Source organism: Methylorubrum extorquens (genome assembly GCF_024169925.1).
Classification (GTDB): domain Bacteria; phylum Pseudomonadota; class Alphaproteobacteria; order Rhizobiales; family Beijerinckiaceae; genus Methylobacterium; species Methylobacterium extorquens_A.
In genome coordinates this window covers 2,067,247-2,082,003 of the sequence record NZ_JALJXF010000001.1, presented here as the reverse complement: position 1 = coordinate 2,082,003, position 14,757 = coordinate 2,067,247, and the positions used below count along the sequence as shown (strand labels likewise).

Annotated in this window: 15 protein-coding genes; 7 read left to right on the top strand and 8 right to left on the bottom strand. The window is 70.1% G+C overall.

Annotated features, from left to right (window positions below; genetic code table 11):
* Positions 1-5: 5 nt before the first annotated feature.
* From J2W78_RS09795 to J2W78_RS09780, 4 genes are all read right to left on the bottom strand, one after another.
* Positions 6-398: a response regulator gene (locus J2W78_RS09795; protein ID WP_253370131.1), complete on the bottom strand. Its 393-nt coding sequence runs from the start codon at positions 396-398 to the stop codon at positions 6-8.
* A gap of 104 nt (positions 399-502) precedes the next feature.
* Positions 503-3,274 carry a PAS domain S-box protein gene (locus J2W78_RS09790; RefSeq protein WP_253370129.1) on the bottom strand — a complete coding sequence of 924 codons (2,772 nt, stop codon included), beginning with the start codon at positions 3,272-3,274 and terminating at the stop codon, positions 503-505.
* 225 nt (positions 3,275-3,499) lie between these two features.
* On the bottom strand, positions 3,500-4,261 hold the full coding sequence (locus J2W78_RS09785) for a Crp/Fnr family transcriptional regulator (protein WP_253370127.1): 762 nt from the start codon (positions 4,259-4,261) through the stop codon (positions 3,500-3,502).
* Between the two features lie 240 nt (positions 4,262-4,501).
* Positions 4,502-5,353: a glycoside hydrolase family 25 protein gene (locus J2W78_RS09780; RefSeq protein ID WP_253370125.1), complete on the bottom strand. Its 852-nt coding sequence runs from the start codon at positions 5,351-5,353 to the stop codon at positions 4,502-4,504.
* A 197-nt stretch (positions 5,354-5,550) separates the two neighbouring features.
* Here J2W78_RS09780 and J2W78_RS09775 point away from each other — a divergent pair, with 197 nt between their 5' ends.
* Positions 5,551-6,003: a DUF488 domain-containing protein gene (locus J2W78_RS09775; protein ID WP_253370123.1), complete on the top strand. Its 453-nt coding sequence runs from the start codon at positions 5,551-5,553 to the stop codon at positions 6,001-6,003.
* Between the two features lie 54 nt (positions 6,004-6,057).
* Here the strand turns inward: J2W78_RS09775 and J2W78_RS09770 are convergent, their stop codons facing one another.
* Positions 6,058-7,293 (bottom strand): FAD-dependent monooxygenase, encoded by a 1,236-nt coding sequence (locus J2W78_RS09770; RefSeq protein WP_253370121.1) that lies wholly within the window; start codon positions 7,291-7,293, stop codon positions 6,058-6,060.
* Positions 7,294-7,542: 249 nt separating this feature from the next.
* On the opposite strand from J2W78_RS09770, the gene J2W78_RS09765 reads away from it, so the two are divergent.
* The 4 genes from J2W78_RS09765 (at position 7,543) to pncA (ending at position 9,772) form a co-directional block, all read left to right on the top strand.
* Positions 7,543-7,746, top strand: coding sequence for a hypothetical protein (locus J2W78_RS09765; RefSeq protein ID WP_253370120.1), 204 nt, complete (start codon positions 7,543-7,545; stop codon positions 7,744-7,746).
* The gene (locus tag J2W78_RS09760; RefSeq protein ID WP_253370118.1) at positions 7,743-7,970 is read left to right on the top strand and encodes a hypothetical protein; all 228 of its coding nucleotides are present in this window, start codon (positions 7,743-7,745) and stop codon (positions 7,968-7,970) included. The genes J2W78_RS09765 and J2W78_RS09760 overlap by 4 nt, the downstream gene beginning before the upstream one ends.
* 121 nt (positions 7,971-8,091) lie before the next feature.
* On the top strand, positions 8,092-9,063 hold the full coding sequence (locus J2W78_RS09755; RefSeq protein ID WP_253370116.1) for a quinone oxidoreductase family protein: 972 nt from the start codon (positions 8,092-8,094) through the stop codon (positions 9,061-9,063).
* A gap of 82 nt (positions 9,064-9,145) precedes the next feature.
* Positions 9,146-9,772, top strand: a complete 627-nt coding sequence (gene pncA, locus J2W78_RS09750; RefSeq protein WP_253370114.1) for a bifunctional nicotinamidase/pyrazinamidase — start codon at positions 9,146-9,148, stop codon at positions 9,770-9,772.
* A 56-nt stretch (positions 9,773-9,828) separates the two neighbouring features.
* Here the strand turns inward: pncA and J2W78_RS09745 are convergent, their stop codons facing one another.
* From J2W78_RS09745 to pabB, 3 genes are read right to left on the bottom strand one after another with little or no spacing between them, the layout of a single operon-like run.
* Positions 9,829-10,686 carry an aminotransferase class IV gene (locus tag J2W78_RS09745; RefSeq protein ID WP_253370112.1) on the bottom strand — a complete coding sequence of 286 codons (858 nt, stop codon included), beginning with the start codon at positions 10,684-10,686 and terminating at the stop codon, positions 9,829-9,831.
* Positions 10,673-11,302, bottom strand: coding sequence for an anthranilate synthase component II (locus J2W78_RS09740; protein WP_253370110.1), 630 nt, complete (start codon positions 11,300-11,302; stop codon positions 10,673-10,675). The genes J2W78_RS09745 and J2W78_RS09740 overlap by 14 nt, the downstream gene beginning before the upstream one ends.
* Positions 11,299-12,684 (bottom strand): aminodeoxychorismate synthase component I, encoded by a 1,386-nt coding sequence (gene pabB / locus J2W78_RS09735; RefSeq protein ID WP_253370108.1) that lies wholly within the window; start codon positions 12,682-12,684, stop codon positions 11,299-11,301. Before pabB ends, J2W78_RS09740 begins: the two co-directional genes overlap by 4 nt.
* A 466-nt stretch (positions 12,685-13,150) precedes the next feature.
* On the opposite strand from pabB, the gene rimO reads away from it, so the two are divergent.
* Positions 13,151-14,497, top strand: a complete 1,347-nt coding sequence (gene rimO / locus J2W78_RS09730; protein WP_253370107.1) for a 30S ribosomal protein S12 methylthiotransferase RimO — start codon at positions 13,151-13,153, stop codon at positions 14,495-14,497.
* A 69-nt stretch (positions 14,498-14,566) separates the two neighbouring features.
* Positions 14,567-14,752, top strand: coding sequence for a hypothetical protein (locus J2W78_RS09725; protein ID WP_253370105.1), 186 nt, complete (start codon positions 14,567-14,569; stop codon positions 14,750-14,752).
* The last annotated feature ends 5 nt before the right edge of the window (positions 14,753-14,757 follow it).

Sequence of the window (14,757 nt, the reverse complement as noted above, 5' to 3'; positions counted from 1 at the left end):
CGCGCTCACGCGCAGAACGGCTCCAGCGCCTCCCGCGCGAGGGCCGGCGTGAGGGGCTTGGCAGCGAAGCGAACGCCCTCGGGCAGCGTGCCGGGGTCGGGGGAGGGACCGGCCGAGAGGGCGATGAGGGCGAGGTCCGGCCGGTGCCGGGCGATCTCGCAGGTCAGGGCGAACCGCGCCTCGGACCCCGGCAGGTCGGCATCGACGACGACGAGGCGCAGCCCCGCGTGGCGCTCGATCTGGAGGAGCGCGCTCTGCGCACTCCAGGCCTCCAGCACCTCGAAGCCCGTCTCCGCCAGACGATCCGCCGTTTTGATGCGCGAGGCGGTTTCGCTTTCCACGACAAGAGCCAGCGGCCGCCCGGCGCCATGCAGGGCAGGAGGAACGGGCAGATCCATTGAAACTTCCCGGATGTCCTTGAAGCGCGCCTGTGAGCGTGCCTGGGCGTCCTGCCGACAAGCGGCGAGCGGCCGGTTCGTTGCCCCCGAAGTCGCCTTTGGCGCTATTCTTTTTCGAGAAGACCCTTCAGGGGGGCTCGGATCAGGCAGGTCACCCCCTCGCGCGCGTAGATCATTTGCGTTTCGCCGCCGACCGCCCCCGAGAATCCGCGCTCGATCAGCCGCGAACCGAAGCCCTTGCGGGTGGGCGCGGCGACCGGCGGCCCGCCGGTTTCGGTCCAGGTCAGCGTCACGACCGGCTGGATCTCCCGCGCGTCTTCCGGCCAACGGGCCCGCGCGACGCTCCAATCCACGCCGACGCGCCCGCCCGGCACCGAGAAGGCGCCGTACTTGGCGGCGTTGGTGGCGAGTTCGTGGATCATCAGCGCCAGCGACAGGGCGGCCTTCGGCCCGACATCCAGGGCCGGGCCGGACAGGTGGATGCGGCCGGGCTCGCCGTCGTCGTGGATGGTGAGCGCGCCGGCGATCACCGCCGCCAGCGCCGCCCCCTCGCCCTCCCCCGAGAGCAGGATGTCGTGCGCCTTACCGAGCGCTACCAGCCGGGCCACCAGCGCGTCCTTCACCGAGGCGATGTCGGTCGCGTTGCGCAGCGTCTGCGAGGCGATGGCCTGGGCCATGGTCAGGGTGTTCTTGAGCCGGTGGCTGAGCTCGCGGTTGAGGAAGCGCTGCTGCTCTTCGGCCTGGATGCGGGCGAGCGCCACGGAGATCCGGCCGGCCACCTCGCGGACGAAATCGACCTCGCCCGCATCCCAGGCCCGAGGCTTGGCGGCATGGGCATAGACGAGGCCGACGAGGTCGCCCCGCCGCGTCAGGGGCACGCCGACCAGCGCACGGGCGCCGGCCGCCGCATAGCCGCCCGCATCCGGCGCGAGGTTCGGTTCGGCGGCCAGATCGGGCACGGCCAGGATCTCGCCACGGCGCAGCCGCGCGAGCATGGCCGGAAACGGCGCGGGGCTCACCGTACCGTCCGGTCTCTCTTGCCCGATCGCGAAGCCGCCGACGGTGGCATCGATGGTCGCGTAGCCTGCATCCGAGAGGTCGAGGGTACGCCTGAGGATTTGGGCCGCGATCCCACCGATCTCGGCGGGGCTGGCGGCGTCGCGCAATGTGTCGCCGAGTTCGATCAGCGCCGTCTGGCGTGCCTCGGCCGCCTTCTCCGCCGTGATGTCCTCGATCATCGCCGTGGCCTGGAACGCCTCGCCGCGCGCCTGCGAGACGAGGTTGACCCGAGCCCAGATCAGGCGCCCGTCCTTGCGGCGGTAGCGCTTCTCCAGGGTCTCGCGCACGATCTCGCCCGCGGCGAGCCGGCGGTGCAGCCGGTCGCGCTCCGCCGCCTCCGCCTCCGGCGTCCACTTGGCGACGGAATGGCCGACGATGTCGGCTTCTTCCGCCCCCCAGATCGCGCAGAGCTTGGCGTTGGCCTCCAGCGCGACCATGGTGCGCGGATCGATCTGCACGATGCCGACATTGGCGCCCTCGACCACCGCCCGGAGCTGGGCGGCGACGCGGTTGCGCTCGGTCAGGTCCAGCATGGCGCCGATCATGCGCAGCGGCGTGCCGTCGGCCCCGCGCACCATCGAGCCGCGGTCGAGCACGTCGGCGTAGGCACCGTCGGCGCGGCGGAAGCGGTATTCGTGGTGCCATTCATGCCCGCCGCCGCCGATGACGCGGCGGATGCCTGCCTCGACGCGGGCGCGATCCTCGGCGTGGACGTGGTCGAGCCACCATCGACCGGTCGGCTCGACCGCCTCCGGCGCCCAGCCATAGGCGGCCTGCAGGGCCTCGTTCCACAGAACGTGGTCGGCGACGAGGTCCCAGTCCCAGATCGCGTCGTTGGTGGCGCGGGTGACGAGGCGGTAGCGCTCCTCGGTGGCGGCGACGGCGACCTGCGCCATGCGCTCGGCGGTGACGTCGCGCACGGTACCGACGAAGCGCCGCGCCCGCCCGCCCTCGACGACGAGGGTGCCGCGGGCCGCGACCCAGGCGCAGAGCCTGCCGTCGCCCGAGACCGTGCGATAGGTGGCATCGAGCAGGCCGGGCCCGGCGGGGTCGAGGGCCGCCTGCACGGCGGCATCGGTGCGGGCCCGGTCCTCGGGGTGGAGGCGGGCGAGGAAGGTGCCGGCATAGCTTACGGCCTCGTCCGGCCCGACCCCGAACAGGGCGCGGGTCCGCCCGTCCCAGTCGAGTGTCCCCGTCACGAGGTCGTAGTCGAAGATGCCGGCACCGGCCGCCTCGATCGCGAGCCGCAGGCGGAACTCGCTGTCGGCCAGGGCCGCAGCCTCGATCTTCCGGGCGGCGATGCCCCGGCGCAGTTCGAGCTGCGTCATCACCGTGCGGGCGAGGGCTTCGAGGCCTGCGGCCTGGGCAGCGCTCAGACCCTCCGGCCGGGGCACGGTATCGAGCACGCACAGGGTGCCGATCGCCACATCCTCGGGCGTCGTCAGGGAGGCGCCGGCATAGAACCGTATGCCGGGCTCGCCCGTGACCAGCGGGTTGGCACAGGTACGCGGGTCGGCCGCGAGATCGGGAATGACCAGGAGGCCGCCCTGGGCCAGGGCGTGAACGCAGACCGAACGGTCGAGCCCGGTCTCGCCGGGGGTAAAGCCGAGCCGCGCCTTGAACCATTGCCGGTCGTCCGTGACCAGGCTGACGAGGGCGGTCGGCGTCGCACAGAGCTGAGCGGCCAAAGCCACGGCATCGTCGAACGCGACCTCGGCGGGCGTGTCGAGGATGTCGTACCGGGCCAGTGCGGCCAGCCGCTCAGCCTGTACGCCGGCCTCACCGGATGCTGGACAATCGTCGGGCGGTCGGCTCATGGACGGACCCGGCAAGGGCGAACCCGGCGCCCTTCTTCCGGAGCCGCCTGACGCGGCCCGCCATCTGGACAGGCGCTATGGTGCCCCGGTGACGTGTCGGGCACAAGACACCTGCCGGGATCGTCGTTCTCCCCGATGGATAATCCGAGGTGTCCGGCTGGCTCGGGGGCGACCGATCGCATCGTCTTTGTCCGAAAGCTGGGATCCACCTTGGGGGACGATGCCCTACTCGGGCGGCTCGATCGCGATGAGCCGCCCGCTCGGGCTATAGACCGCCCCGAGCACGGTCTCGTAATGACGCTTGACGCAGGCATGGCACTCGCAGGCGACCTCCTCGATCGCCGCCCGGTTGACGACGGTGATGCGCCCGCGCCCGACCTCGATCAGCCCCTGCTGCTGGAGCATCCGCAGGATGCGGGTGAGATAGGTGCGCTGCACGCCGAGCATCGCGGCGAGCGATTCCTGGGTGATCGGCAGAACGTTGCTGTCGAGCCGGTCCTGAAGCGTCAGGAGCCAGCGCAGGCAGCGCTCCTCGATCGGGTGGAGAGCGTTGCAGGCGACCGATTGCAGCACCTGCGCCAGCAGGCAGTCGGAGTAGCGGGTGAACAGGTTGCGCAGGGCTTCCGAGCGCCGCTTGACCTCTTGGAGCCGCGCCGATTCCATCCGCAGCACCGGGCCGGCGATCTGGATCAGGGCATGGGTCGAGGCCGGCAGGCCGCCATTGCTGACCACGCCCCCCACCGCGCCCTCGCGGCCGATCGTGGCAGTCTCGGCGCTGCGCCCGTCGATCATCGAGATCAACAGGGTAACGACGGTCTGATCGAGGGGGAAGGTGATGAAATCCACCTCGCGGCCGGCAGCGAACAGCGTCTCGCCGCGCTGGTATTCCAGCCGCTCCAGATCGGGCAGGAGCAGGCCGCGATCCTCAGGACTCAGACAGTTCAGGAGCAGATTGCCTTCGAAGCAGCGCTCTGTGGCCGAAGGCATGTAAAACTCGAAGTCCGTCTTGTCGCCGAGCCGGCTCCTAGCGCAAGGTTTGCCGCGCAGTCTGTCTACAAGTAGACAGATCCGCAGTCGAGCACAAAAAAATCCAGGTGACAGCCAATTCGTATCGTGTGCCCGCACAAAAGCGTGCAGAAAAGCAACACAACACAGGTTATTTCAATCTGGGAGCCGCCTCCGTGATCGGCGGCTCCGTCCGTTCCCTGCTTCGACCGGCCTATCCGGCTACTTGCCGGCGCAGAGGCCCTGGCTCGACAGGCGCCGATGCTCGCGCGGATCGCAATCGGTGGCGAGGAACGAGGCCCACTCGGTCGGGCTGCCGTAGAAGGCGTTGCGATCGACGTCGCCGCGCACGCCGGGCACGCGGCCGGTGGAGGTGAACTGCCAGAGCATCCACTTGCGGTTGGCGTAGCGCTGCTCGGGCTCGGCCGCCGTGGAGCGGACCCAGTGGGGGTAATCGGGCAGCTCGTCTTCCAGCACGTCCTTGTGGAAGGTGATGTCCGTATAGATGATCGGCCGCTTGCCGGTATAGGCCTCCATCTCGTCCAGCATGTAGCGGATCATCGACAGCGCCTGGGCCTTGGGCAGCTTCTTCGGGCACTTGGCCGAGTGGCCGTTCCACTCCACGTCGAGCACCGGGGGCAGGGCGGTCGGGTCGTTCGGCACGTTGCGCTTGAACCACGCCATCTGGTCCTCGGCCGAGCGGCACCAGAACACGAAGTGGTAGGCGCCCCGCGGCACGCCGGCCCGGCCCGCGCCGTCCCAGTTCTCGAGGAAGCGCTCGTCGACATGGTCGCCGCCCTCGGTCGCCTTGATGTAGGCGAACTGCGTGCCGGCCGACTTGACCGAGGCCCAGTTGATCGGCCCCTGCCATTTCGAGATGTCGATGCCCTGAATCGGGTGGCCTTTGGCCCGCGCGACGCCGGGATGAGGCTTGGCGTCGCCCTTGGTGGGATAGAAGTCGTTCTGCGCGGCGCAGGCCGCGAGCCCGGAGAGCATCAGCGCGGCGAGCCCGCGCTTGACCCATCCGCGCGGAGCCGGTGCGGGCCTCGAGGAAATTTCGGTGTCCAGCGACATCGACGGCCCGCCACTTCTTGCGTGCGACTTCAATGGGTATTCGATGCCCTTGATCCGGTTAACAGAACTTTGCTGGCATTGCGGCGGAATTCCGGAAGGCGTTGCGCCACAGGCACATACGGGCCGCGAACGCTGTCCGGAGAACGGGTGCGCTCCATCTAAAACCTTGTCGATCCTGAATTTTCCCTGAGCCGGCGATGCGCAAGACTCTGTTCACCATCGGATACGAAGGCCTGACGCCGGAGCGCCTGCACGCGGCCCTGAAGGCGGCGGACGTGTCCCTGCTCGCCGACGTGCGGGCGGTGGCCAACTCGCGCAAGCGCGGCTTCTCGAAGGGCGCGCTGAAGACGGGGCTCACGGAAGCCGGGCTCGGCTATGCGCATTTCCGCAGTCTCGGCACGCCGAAATCCGGCCGCGAGGCGGCCCGCGCCGACGATGCCGGGCTGATGCGCCGAATCTATTGCGAAGAGGTGCTCGACACCGCCGATGGCGGGCTTGCCCTCGACGCCTTGGCGGACCTCGCTGCCGAGCAACCGATCTGCCTGCTCTGCTTCGAGCGCGATCCGGCCCGCTGCCACCGCCGCGTTCTTGCCGAGCGGCTGGCCCCGCGCGGCTTCGAGTCGATCGATCTCTACGGCGATGTTCTGTGATGTTCTGAGGGCTTGCGCGTGCGCCCCGCGCCCGGCCCGAAACTCCAAAAGGAATCAGCGCATCAGGCTCGGCGCGCCGAGGCGCGGCTGCACGCCCTCGCGCATGACGATGCGCCGTAGGGGCGGGATCGCGCCGAGCACCACGAGGCCGAGGCCCCGCAGGGCATCGACCGGCAGGAAATCGGTGAGCAGCGAGCGGTTGAGCCAATCCACCGCCGCCCCGCGCAGGCGCGCATCGAAGCCCCGGGTGCGTGCGAACCCCGCAAGCGAGGCCGGCGCGCCCGGATCGCGGTTCGCCTCCTGAGCGGAGAACACCGCATCCCGCAGGGCCGCCGCGTCGCGCAGGCCGAGATTGAGCCCCTGCGCCCCGATCGGCGGGAAGACGTGGGCGGCCTCGCCGATCAGGGCGAGACGGTCGGCCACCGGCCGCTCCACCGAGAGGCCGCGCATCGGCACGAGGCCGCGCGGGCCGTCGATCCGCATGGCGCCGAGCATCGAGCGGGCCTGATGCTCCACCGCGGCGGCAAGATCGGCATCGTCGAGCCCCGAGAGCCGCTTGGCCGCCCGCTCCGCCGTGACCCAGACGAGGCTGGAGCGGTGGCCGCCGGGCAGCGGCACCAGGGTGAAGGGTCCGTTGCGGGTGTGGAACTCCGTAGAGATGTCGCGGTGGGGCCGCTCGTGGGCGAGCAGGGTGGTGAGCGCCGCCTGCGGGTAGGACCATTCGCGGGTGCGCAAGGCAGACGCCGCCCGCAGCGGCGAGCGTCCCCCGTCGGCGCCCACGACGAGCTGCACCGTCAGCCGGCGTCCGTCCTCCAGGTCCAGTACCGCGGCGCCTTGTTCAAGGCGCATGCCGATCGAATCCGCCTCGAACAGGGTCAGGCCCGGCGTGGTGCGGGCCTGACTCCGAAGGGTCTCGACGAGGCGGGCGCTCTCGACGTTCCAGCCGAAGGCGTCGAGGCCGATCTCCGCGGCCGAGAAGCGGGCGGGCGGCGGCCGGAACAGGCTGCCGGTGTCGTCGATGATCTGAAGTTCGGCGAGCGGACTCGCATGCGGCGCGATCTCGGCCCACGCGCCGAGCACCGTGAGGAAGCGCACCGAGCCGTCGAGCAAGGCCACGGTGCGCCCGTCCGCCACCGGCGCGTGACGCCCGACGAGCGCGGTCTCCACCCCGTCGCGGGCGAGCGCCAGGGCGGCGGCGAGGCCTGCCGCCCCGGCGCCCACCACCGCCACGGTGAAGCGTGGCGACGCGGCGGAGGGGTGGGCGGGGGACGTCTGCACCGGGACCGTCACGACGGGAGACTCCTTGAAGCGCCCTCACAGCGAGGATCGAAGGCCAGCTTCCTACAGAGGTGCGGCCGGCGTGGGGTCAAGTGCGGCGGAAGGGTGCGAGAGCGGCCCGGCGTTCAAGCGCGGCCGGATCGAATTGAAATGAAACCAAATCCACCGCCCGGCATTGCCAACTTATGTTGAGAGAACTGCGCGGTCTCGCCGCACGCTCTCTAGGACAGAACCATCATTGACGTCCGAGGGGGGCGTTCCATGAAGCCATTCATCACCTCGCAGCCGGAGTCCGAGCGGACACGGCTCGATTCGTCCCTCGATCCCGTGCTTTCTGGGGTTGCGCGCGGGCTCGCGCGGCTGTTTCCGCCCGTCCAGAATGTCAGGCCGCCGCGCGACGGGAGCACCATCGCCACCGCCTCCGGGTCGGACAGCGCGGCCGGCAGGCAGCGCGGCCACGGATGATGAGGCCCGAACTGGTCGAGCAGCACATCGCGGCAATGACCACGGCCAGCACCAACCTGCTGCGTCAGATGGAAGACGAGGGCCTGCGCTACCGTGTCATCGTGCGCCCGGAGGACACCGCCACCCTGCACGTCCACGTGCGCGAACTGACGCCCGACCTCACGGAGCGCATCGAGCGCTGCCTCGCGGGCATGGGCATGCAGGTCGCGATCCGGGAGGCGTAACGGGCGGCAGACGCGCCCCCGTGGCCGGTGTCCTTCGGGCATAAGCCCCGCGAGGGACTTGCCTCGATCCGCCGGGCCGATATCTCGCCTGGAGTTCGAGACGGGAACGCGGGAGAACGCGATGAAAGCGATCCGAGTGCACGCCTACGGTGGGCCGGAGGCGATGGTCTACGAGGACGTGCCCTCGCCCGAGCCGGGGCCGGGCCAGATCCGCGTCCGCCAGACCGCTATCGGCGTCAACTTCATCGACATCTACTTCCGCTCCGGCGCCTACAAGGCGCCCTCGCTCCCCTTCACCCTCGGCAAGGAGGGCGCGGGCGTGGTCGATGCGCTCGGCGAGGGCGTCAGCGATTTCCGCGTCGGCGAACGCGTCGCCTATGCAGGGGCCACCGGCACCTATGCCGAGGAAGTCGTGGTCGACACCAAGGGCGTCGTTCACGTTCCGGATTCGATTTCCGACGAGACCGCCGCGGCGATGATGCTGAAAGGCCTCACCGCGCAATACCTGCTGCGCCGGACCTACCGGGTGCAGCCCGGCGACACGATCCTGTTCCACGCCGCCGCCGGCGGTGTCGGCCTCATCGCCACGCAATGGGCCAAGCATCTCGGCGCCACCGTGATCGGCACCGTCGGCTCGGAGGAGAAGGCGCAGCTCGCCCGCGAGCACGGCTGCGACCACGTCATCCTCTATCGCGACGAGGATTTCGCGGCTCGGGTGAAGGAGATCACCGGGGGCAAGGGCGTACCGGTGGTCTATGACGGCGTCGGCAAGGCGACCTTCCCCGCCTCGCTCGATTGCCTCTCCCCCTTCGGCATCTTCGCGAGCTTCGGTTCGTCCTCGGGGGCGATCGAGGCGTTTGACATCGGCATTCTCGCCGCTAAGGGCTCGCTCTACGCCACCCGCCCGACGCTCTTCACCCACATCGCCACCCGCGAGAGCCTCGACGCGAACGCGGCCGAGCTGTTCGAGGTGGTCGCGAGCGGGGCGGTGAAGATCCCGATCCACGCTCGGGCCAAGCTCGCCGACGCAGGCCAGGTGCACCGCGATCTCGCCGGGCGGCAGACGACCGGGACGACGGTGATGACGCCGTGATCCCCGTATCCTAGGACACAAGGATTCCGGGCCTCGCCCGGACCCACCAAGGGACTTGTCCCTTGGATCCCAGGGCTTGGCGATGAGACTGACCGAACACGACGTTCTGCTCGTCATCGACGTGCAGAACGATTTTCTGCCCGGCGGGGCGCTGGCCGTGCCCGATGGCGATGCCGTCATCGCCCCGGTCAACCGGCTGGCCGAGCGCGTGCCCCACGTCATCCTCACCCAGGACTGGCACCCGCCCGGACATGCCTCGTTCCACGGAAGCCATCCGGGTAAGGCACCCTTCGACACCACGAACCTGCACTACGGTGAACAGGTGCTCTGGCCGGAGCACTGCGTGCAGGGCACGCACGGGGCCGAGCTGGCCGCGGATCTGAGGACGGAGCGGGCCGAACTGGTGATCCGCAAAGGCACTCACCCCGGCATCGACAGCTACTCGGCCTTCATGGAAGCCGACCGGCGGACCCGCACCGGGCTGGCCGGCTACCTCGCCGAGCGCGGCCTGACCCGCCTGTTCCTCGCCGGCCTCGCCACCGATTTCTGCGTGTTCTGGACCGCGCTGGATGCCCGCAAAGCCGGGTTCGAGGTCATCGTGGTTGAGGATGCCGTGCGCGGCATCGACCTCGACGGCTCGCTGGCGCGGGCCTGGGCAGCGATGGAAGGGGCAGGGGTCGGGCGCATCGCCAGCGCGGCGCCTGAGTGACCTCCAAATCCGCTGTCCCGAAGGGATCAGCCGGATTTGAGTATAAGATCCCGGGATCAGGGGTCGAGGGCGTCCATCTCGACGCCGCACTCCGCCGCCACCGTCTCCCGCAAAGCCGCGCAGAGGCTGCGGACCGTCCCGTGCCCGGCGCTGTCATAGGGTTGCGCACCGAGCGCCGTCACGGGGGCGAGCAGACGCAGCGAGTTGGTGACGAACAGCGCCTCCGCCGCCGCCAGCTCCGAGGAAAGGAGAGGGCGCTCTTCGACCGCGATGCCGAGGCTCGGCGCGATCCTGGCAAGAAGCTCGGCTCGAACGATGCCCGGCAGGACGCCCTCCTCCAGCGGCGGCGTGACGAGCGTCCCCCCGAGAATCGCAAAAACATTGCCGGTGCCGGCGCAGGCCACGCGGCCCCGCGTGTTCAGGAACAGAGCCTCGTCGAAGCCTTGCGCCTGCGCCGCGCGGGCGGCGAGCACCGCATCGAGATAGCCGAGGGTCTTGAGGCGCGCGGCCGGTGAGGTCTCGTTGCGGGCGATGGGCGTGTGCGCCAGCCGCAAGGGTGCGAAGAACAGGGCGGCGCGGGCCGGGGCGGCACTGCCGAACAGGAACGGGTTCGGCTCGGGCGGAGGCGCCAGCCCGCGCGGACCGGGGCCACGGGTCAGCGTGGTGCGGATCGCCGCGAGCGGCGCGGTGCCGGCCAGCGCGCGCATCGCCTGAACGATCTGCTCCCGCGCAACGCGGAAGCCGAGCGCTTCCGCAGCGGCGGCGAGGCGGGCGACATGGGCGGCCTCGAAGGCGACTTGGCCCTGGACGCCAAGCGCGGTGTCGAACACACCGTCGCCGAGCAGCAGGCCACGGTCCCCCATGGCGAAGGGGAGGGTGCCGCCCTCGACCAGCCGTCCGTTAGACCACAGCATCGGCGAGCCTGTCCGTCGATTCCGACGCGCCCGCCTCCCGCCACGCGCGGGCCCCCTTCAGGAAGTTGGAAAACAGCGCGTGGCCGTTCTCGGTCAGCACCGATTCCGGGTGGAACTGGATGCCCCAGGTCGGGTGGCTGCGGTGCGACAGCGCCATCACCTCGCCCTCCGCGGAGGCCGCATCGACCGTGAGGTGGCGCTCCATCTCCGGCGTCGGCGCCACGATCAGCGAGTGGTAGCGCCCCACCTGCATCGGCTGCGGCAACCCTTCGAACAGCCGCTCGCCGCGATGCCGGATTGGCGTGGCGTGGCCGTGGAGCGGGCGGCCCGCCCGCTCGACCCGGCCGCCGAAGGCCGCGCCGATCGCCTGATGCCCGAGGCAGACGCCGAGGATCGGCACCTCGCCGGACAATTCGCGGATGGCCGGCAGGCTCACGCCGGCCTCCGCCGGGGTGCAGGGGCCGGGCGAGATCACCACCGCCTCCGGGTTCCGCGCGCGGATGCCGGCCACGTCGAGCGCGTCGTTGCGCACGACCTCGACGGTCTCGCCCAGTTCCTCGAAGTAGCGCACCACGTTGAAGACGAAGGAATCGTAGTTGTCGACCACGAGGATCATGGCGCCTCCTCCTCGAAGGCCGCGAAGACGCGGGCCGCCTTGGTCAGCGTCTCCTCGTATTCGGGGCCGGGCTCGGAGAGCAGGGTCACGCCGCCGCCCGCCTGGAGCACGGCCTGTCGGCCGTCCATGAACACGGTGCGGATCGCGATCGAGGTGTCGAGGGAGCCGTCGAAGCCGAGCGCGCCGATCGCCCCGCAATAAAGCTCGCGCGCGTCCCCCTCGATCTCGGTGATGATGTCCATGGCCCTGAGCTTCGGCGCGCCGGTGATCGAGCCGCCGGGAAACGTCCTCTCGATGAGGTCGAGGGCGTCCGCGTCTTCGCGGAGCGTGCCCGTCACCACCGACACGAGATGGTGGATGCCGGCATAGGATTCCAGCCCGCACAGAGTCGGCACCCGCACGCTGCCCGGCTCGCACACCCGCGACAGGTCGTTGCGCAGCAGATCCACGATCATGATGTTCTCGGCCCGCTCCTTCGGGTTGGCCTGGAGCGCGGCGGCGATCTCGGCATCGCGGGCAGGATCGGGGTCGCGGGCCACGGTGCCCTTGATCGGCCGCGTCTCGACCGCCCGCCCCGCCAGCTTGAGGAAGCGCTCGGGCGAGGAGGAGGCCACGGTCAGCCCGTCGAAATCGAGATAGGCCCCGAAGGTCGCAGGATTCGTCTCGCGAAGCCGCCGGTAGAAGGCGAAGGCGTCGAAGCCCGGCGGCAGGTCGGCGGAGAAACGCTGGGCGATGTTGGCCTGATAGATGTCGCCGGCGCGGATGTAATCACGCACCTTTTCGACTGCCGATTCATAGCCTTGCCGCGAGAAGTTCGTGTGCCATGTGAGCCGGGCGCCCGTCCATTCCGGCAGCGGCTCGGACGGTGCGGCGAGCCAATCGGCGAAGGCATCGAGCCGCGCCCGCGCCCGGGCCGCGCGAGCCGGTCCCTCGGCTTCGGGAAAGCCCGTGGCGATCAGCAGGCAGCTGCCGCGGCCGTGATCGACGGCGAGCAAGGTGTCGTAGAGGTTGAACGCGATGTCGTCGGTGAGCCCCGCCCGGCGCGCCGGGGCCGCGACCCGCTCCAGACTCGCGCCAAGATCGTAGGCGAAGTAGCCGATCGCCCCCGGCATGGCCGGCAGGTCGGGCCGGGGGGCCAGACGGTAGGGCGCGAGGCAGGCCCGCAACGCCGCGATGGGCGAGCCGGACACCGCGCGCCCGTCCAGGGTCGCACGGCCATCGCGGTAACGAAACCGCGCGAACGGGTCGGCCGCCAGCACCGAGACGCGGCCGAGCGTATCGTGCCGCATGGCGCTGTCGAGGAAGGCGAGGCCGGGCAACCGGGCGAGCCGCGCCGCGGCCGCGACCGGGTCGATGAAGGGAATCTCGCGGGTCCAGACCATGGGCTCGGCCGTCGTGCCTCGTGCGGCGCTCGTTGGAGTTTACCCAAGGGCGCGCGGCCCCCGACAGTCAATCGTCCCCGCGTTCCGGTCTCGCGGGCGGGGTATGCGCTGGCGCCTCACGCAGAACCGATCCTGTTTCTCAACAACGTACTGCAAATATCTGACATAAAACGATATCTTTGAAGATTAGGTGTGATCGCGACGCGGCCATTCCGGCACAGAATGTGACGCTGGACCACTCCGGCTGACGCTGCGCAATGACGGCTTGGGCCACCACCGTCGTGATCGCGAGCGTCGGCGAGGCGATCCGGGCCACGCGATAACGGCCAGCCTCGCGGTGCGGCAAAACGGGAAGCGACCGGCCACGCTCGCAACCGCGCCCCAATGCCGTTATACCGGCGCATCCACCGCTCTCGATGCAGGACGCGCGGACCTCCGTTCCGGAGGGCCGCCCCAACGGGCCGTCATGACCGCAACCGCCTCTCCCTCGGACCCCAAGGGCGCCGCCGCGCCGCGGATCTCGTTCGTGTCGCTGGGCTGCCCCAAGGCGCTCGTCGATTCCGAGCGCATCCTCACCCATCTGCGGGCCGAGGGCTACGAGCTGAGCCGCCGCCACGACGGGGCGGACGTGGTCATCGTCAACACCTGCGGCTTTCTCGATTCGGCCAAGGCCGAGTCGCTTCAGGCGATCGGCGAGGCCATGGCCGAGAACGGCCGGGTGATCGTGACGGGCTGCATGGGCGCGCAGCCGGAGGAGATCCGCGAGAAGTATCCGAACCTCTTGGCCGTCACCGGCCCCCAGGCCTACGAGTCGGTGGTCGCCGCGGTGCACGAGGCGGTGCCCCCCGCCCACGATCCGTTCCTCGACCTGATCCCGCCGCAGGGGGTCAAGCTCACCCCGCGCCACTACGCCTATCTGAAGATTTCCGAGGGCTGCAACAACCGCTGCACCTTCTGCATCATCCCGAGCTTACGCGGCGACCTCGTCAGCCGCCCGGCGGGCGACGTGCTGCGCGAGGCGGAAAAGCTCGTCAAAGCCGGGGTGAAGGAGTTGCTCGTCGTCTCTCAGGACACCTCGGCCTACGGCATCGACACGCGCTACGCGTCGAGCCCGTGGCGGGACCGGGAAGTGCGCGCCCGGTTCTACGATCTGGCCTCCGAACTCGGCGAACTCGGCGCCTGGGTGCGGCTGCACTACGTCTACCCCTACCCGCATGTCGACGAGGTCATCCCGCTGATGGCCGAGGGCAAGATCCTTCCCTATCTCGACATGCCGCTCCAGCACGCGAGCCCCTCGGTGCTCAAGCGCATGCGCCGGCCGGGCAACCAAGAACGCCAACTCGACCGCATCCGGCGCTGGCGCGAGATCTGCCCGGATCTCGCCATCCGCTCGACCTTCATCGTCGGCTTCCCCGGCGAGACCGATGCCGAGTTCGAGGAACTGCTCGATTGGATTCGCGAGGCGCGGCTCGAGCGCGTCGGCTGCTTCGAGTACGAGCCGGTCCGCGGCGCCACCGCCAACGATCTCGGCCTGCTGGTGCCGCCGGAGGTGAAGGCCGAGCGCAAGCGCCGCTTCATGGAGGCGCAGAACCACGTCTCGCTGCGCTTGCAGCGGGCGAAGGTGGGCAAGCGCTTGTCAGTCATCATCGACGAGGTGGGTCCGACCGGCGCGCGCGGCCGCTCCAAGGCCGACGCGCCGGAGATCGACGGCAGCGTCCACGTCGCCTCGCGCCGCCCGGTGCGGCCCGGCGACATCGTCACCGTGAAGATCGAGCGGGCCGATGCCTACGATCTGCACGGCATCGCGGTCTAGGGGCGGGGCGAACCGCCCCGCGCGCCGCACGTTGCCCCGTCACGATTCCACGCGAATGACGAGGCTGGCATGGCGGACGAGCAGCGCGACCAGAGCAACGGGGCCGCGGTCTCGCCCAAAGACCCGGCGACGGGCCGGCTGAAATCGCAGGCAGGGCCGATGGACCGCGCCGGCACCGAGGCCGAGGAGGCCGCGCGCGGCAATTCTTCCGCCGGGGAGAACAAGCCGGACTCCGAGGACGGCAAGTCCGCTTGAGCGTC

Bases quoted from the DNA above. Each gene is read 5' to 3' on its own strand.
- J2W78_RS09795 (WP_253370131.1), bottom strand. From the start codon at position 398: ATGGATCTGCCCGTTCCTCCTGCCCTGCATGGCGCCGGGCGGCCGCTG.
- J2W78_RS09790 (WP_253370129.1), bottom strand. From the start codon at position 3,274: ATGAGCCGACCGCCCGACGATTGTCCAGCATCCGGTGAGGCCGGCGTA.
- J2W78_RS09785 (WP_253370127.1), bottom strand. From the start codon at position 4,261: ATGCCTTCGGCCACAGAGCGCTGCTTCGAAGGCAATCTGCTCCTGAAC.
- J2W78_RS09780 (WP_253370125.1), bottom strand. From the start codon at position 5,353: ATGTCGCTGGACACCGAAATTTCCTCGAGGCCCGCACCGGCTCCGCGC.
- J2W78_RS09775 (WP_253370123.1), top strand. From the start codon at position 5,551: ATGCGCAAGACTCTGTTCACCATCGGATACGAAGGCCTGACGCCGGAG.
- J2W78_RS09765 (WP_253370120.1), top strand. From the start codon at position 7,543: ATGAAGCCATTCATCACCTCGCAGCCGGAGTCCGAGCGGACACGGCTC.
- J2W78_RS09760 (WP_253370118.1), top strand. From the start codon at position 7,743: ATGATGAGGCCCGAACTGGTCGAGCAGCACATCGCGGCAATGACCACG.
- J2W78_RS09755 (WP_253370116.1), top strand. From the start codon at position 8,092: ATGAAAGCGATCCGAGTGCACGCCTACGGTGGGCCGGAGGCGATGGTC.
- pncA (WP_253370114.1), top strand. From the start codon at position 9,146: ATGAGACTGACCGAACACGACGTTCTGCTCGTCATCGACGTGCAGAAC.
- J2W78_RS09745 (WP_253370112.1), bottom strand. From the start codon at position 10,686: ATGCTGTGGTCTAACGGACGGCTGGTCGAGGGCGGCACCCTCCCCTTC.
- J2W78_RS09740 (WP_253370110.1), bottom strand. From the start codon at position 11,302: ATGATCCTCGTGGTCGACAACTACGATTCCTTCGTCTTCAACGTGGTG.
- pabB (WP_253370108.1), bottom strand. From the start codon at position 12,684: ATGGTCTGGACCCGCGAGATTCCCTTCATCGACCCGGTCGCGGCCGCG.
- rimO (WP_253370107.1), top strand. From the start codon at position 13,151: ATGACCGCAACCGCCTCTCCCTCGGACCCCAAGGGCGCCGCCGCGCCG.
- J2W78_RS09725 (WP_253370105.1), top strand. From the start codon at position 14,567: ATGGCGGACGAGCAGCGCGACCAGAGCAACGGGGCCGCGGTCTCGCCC.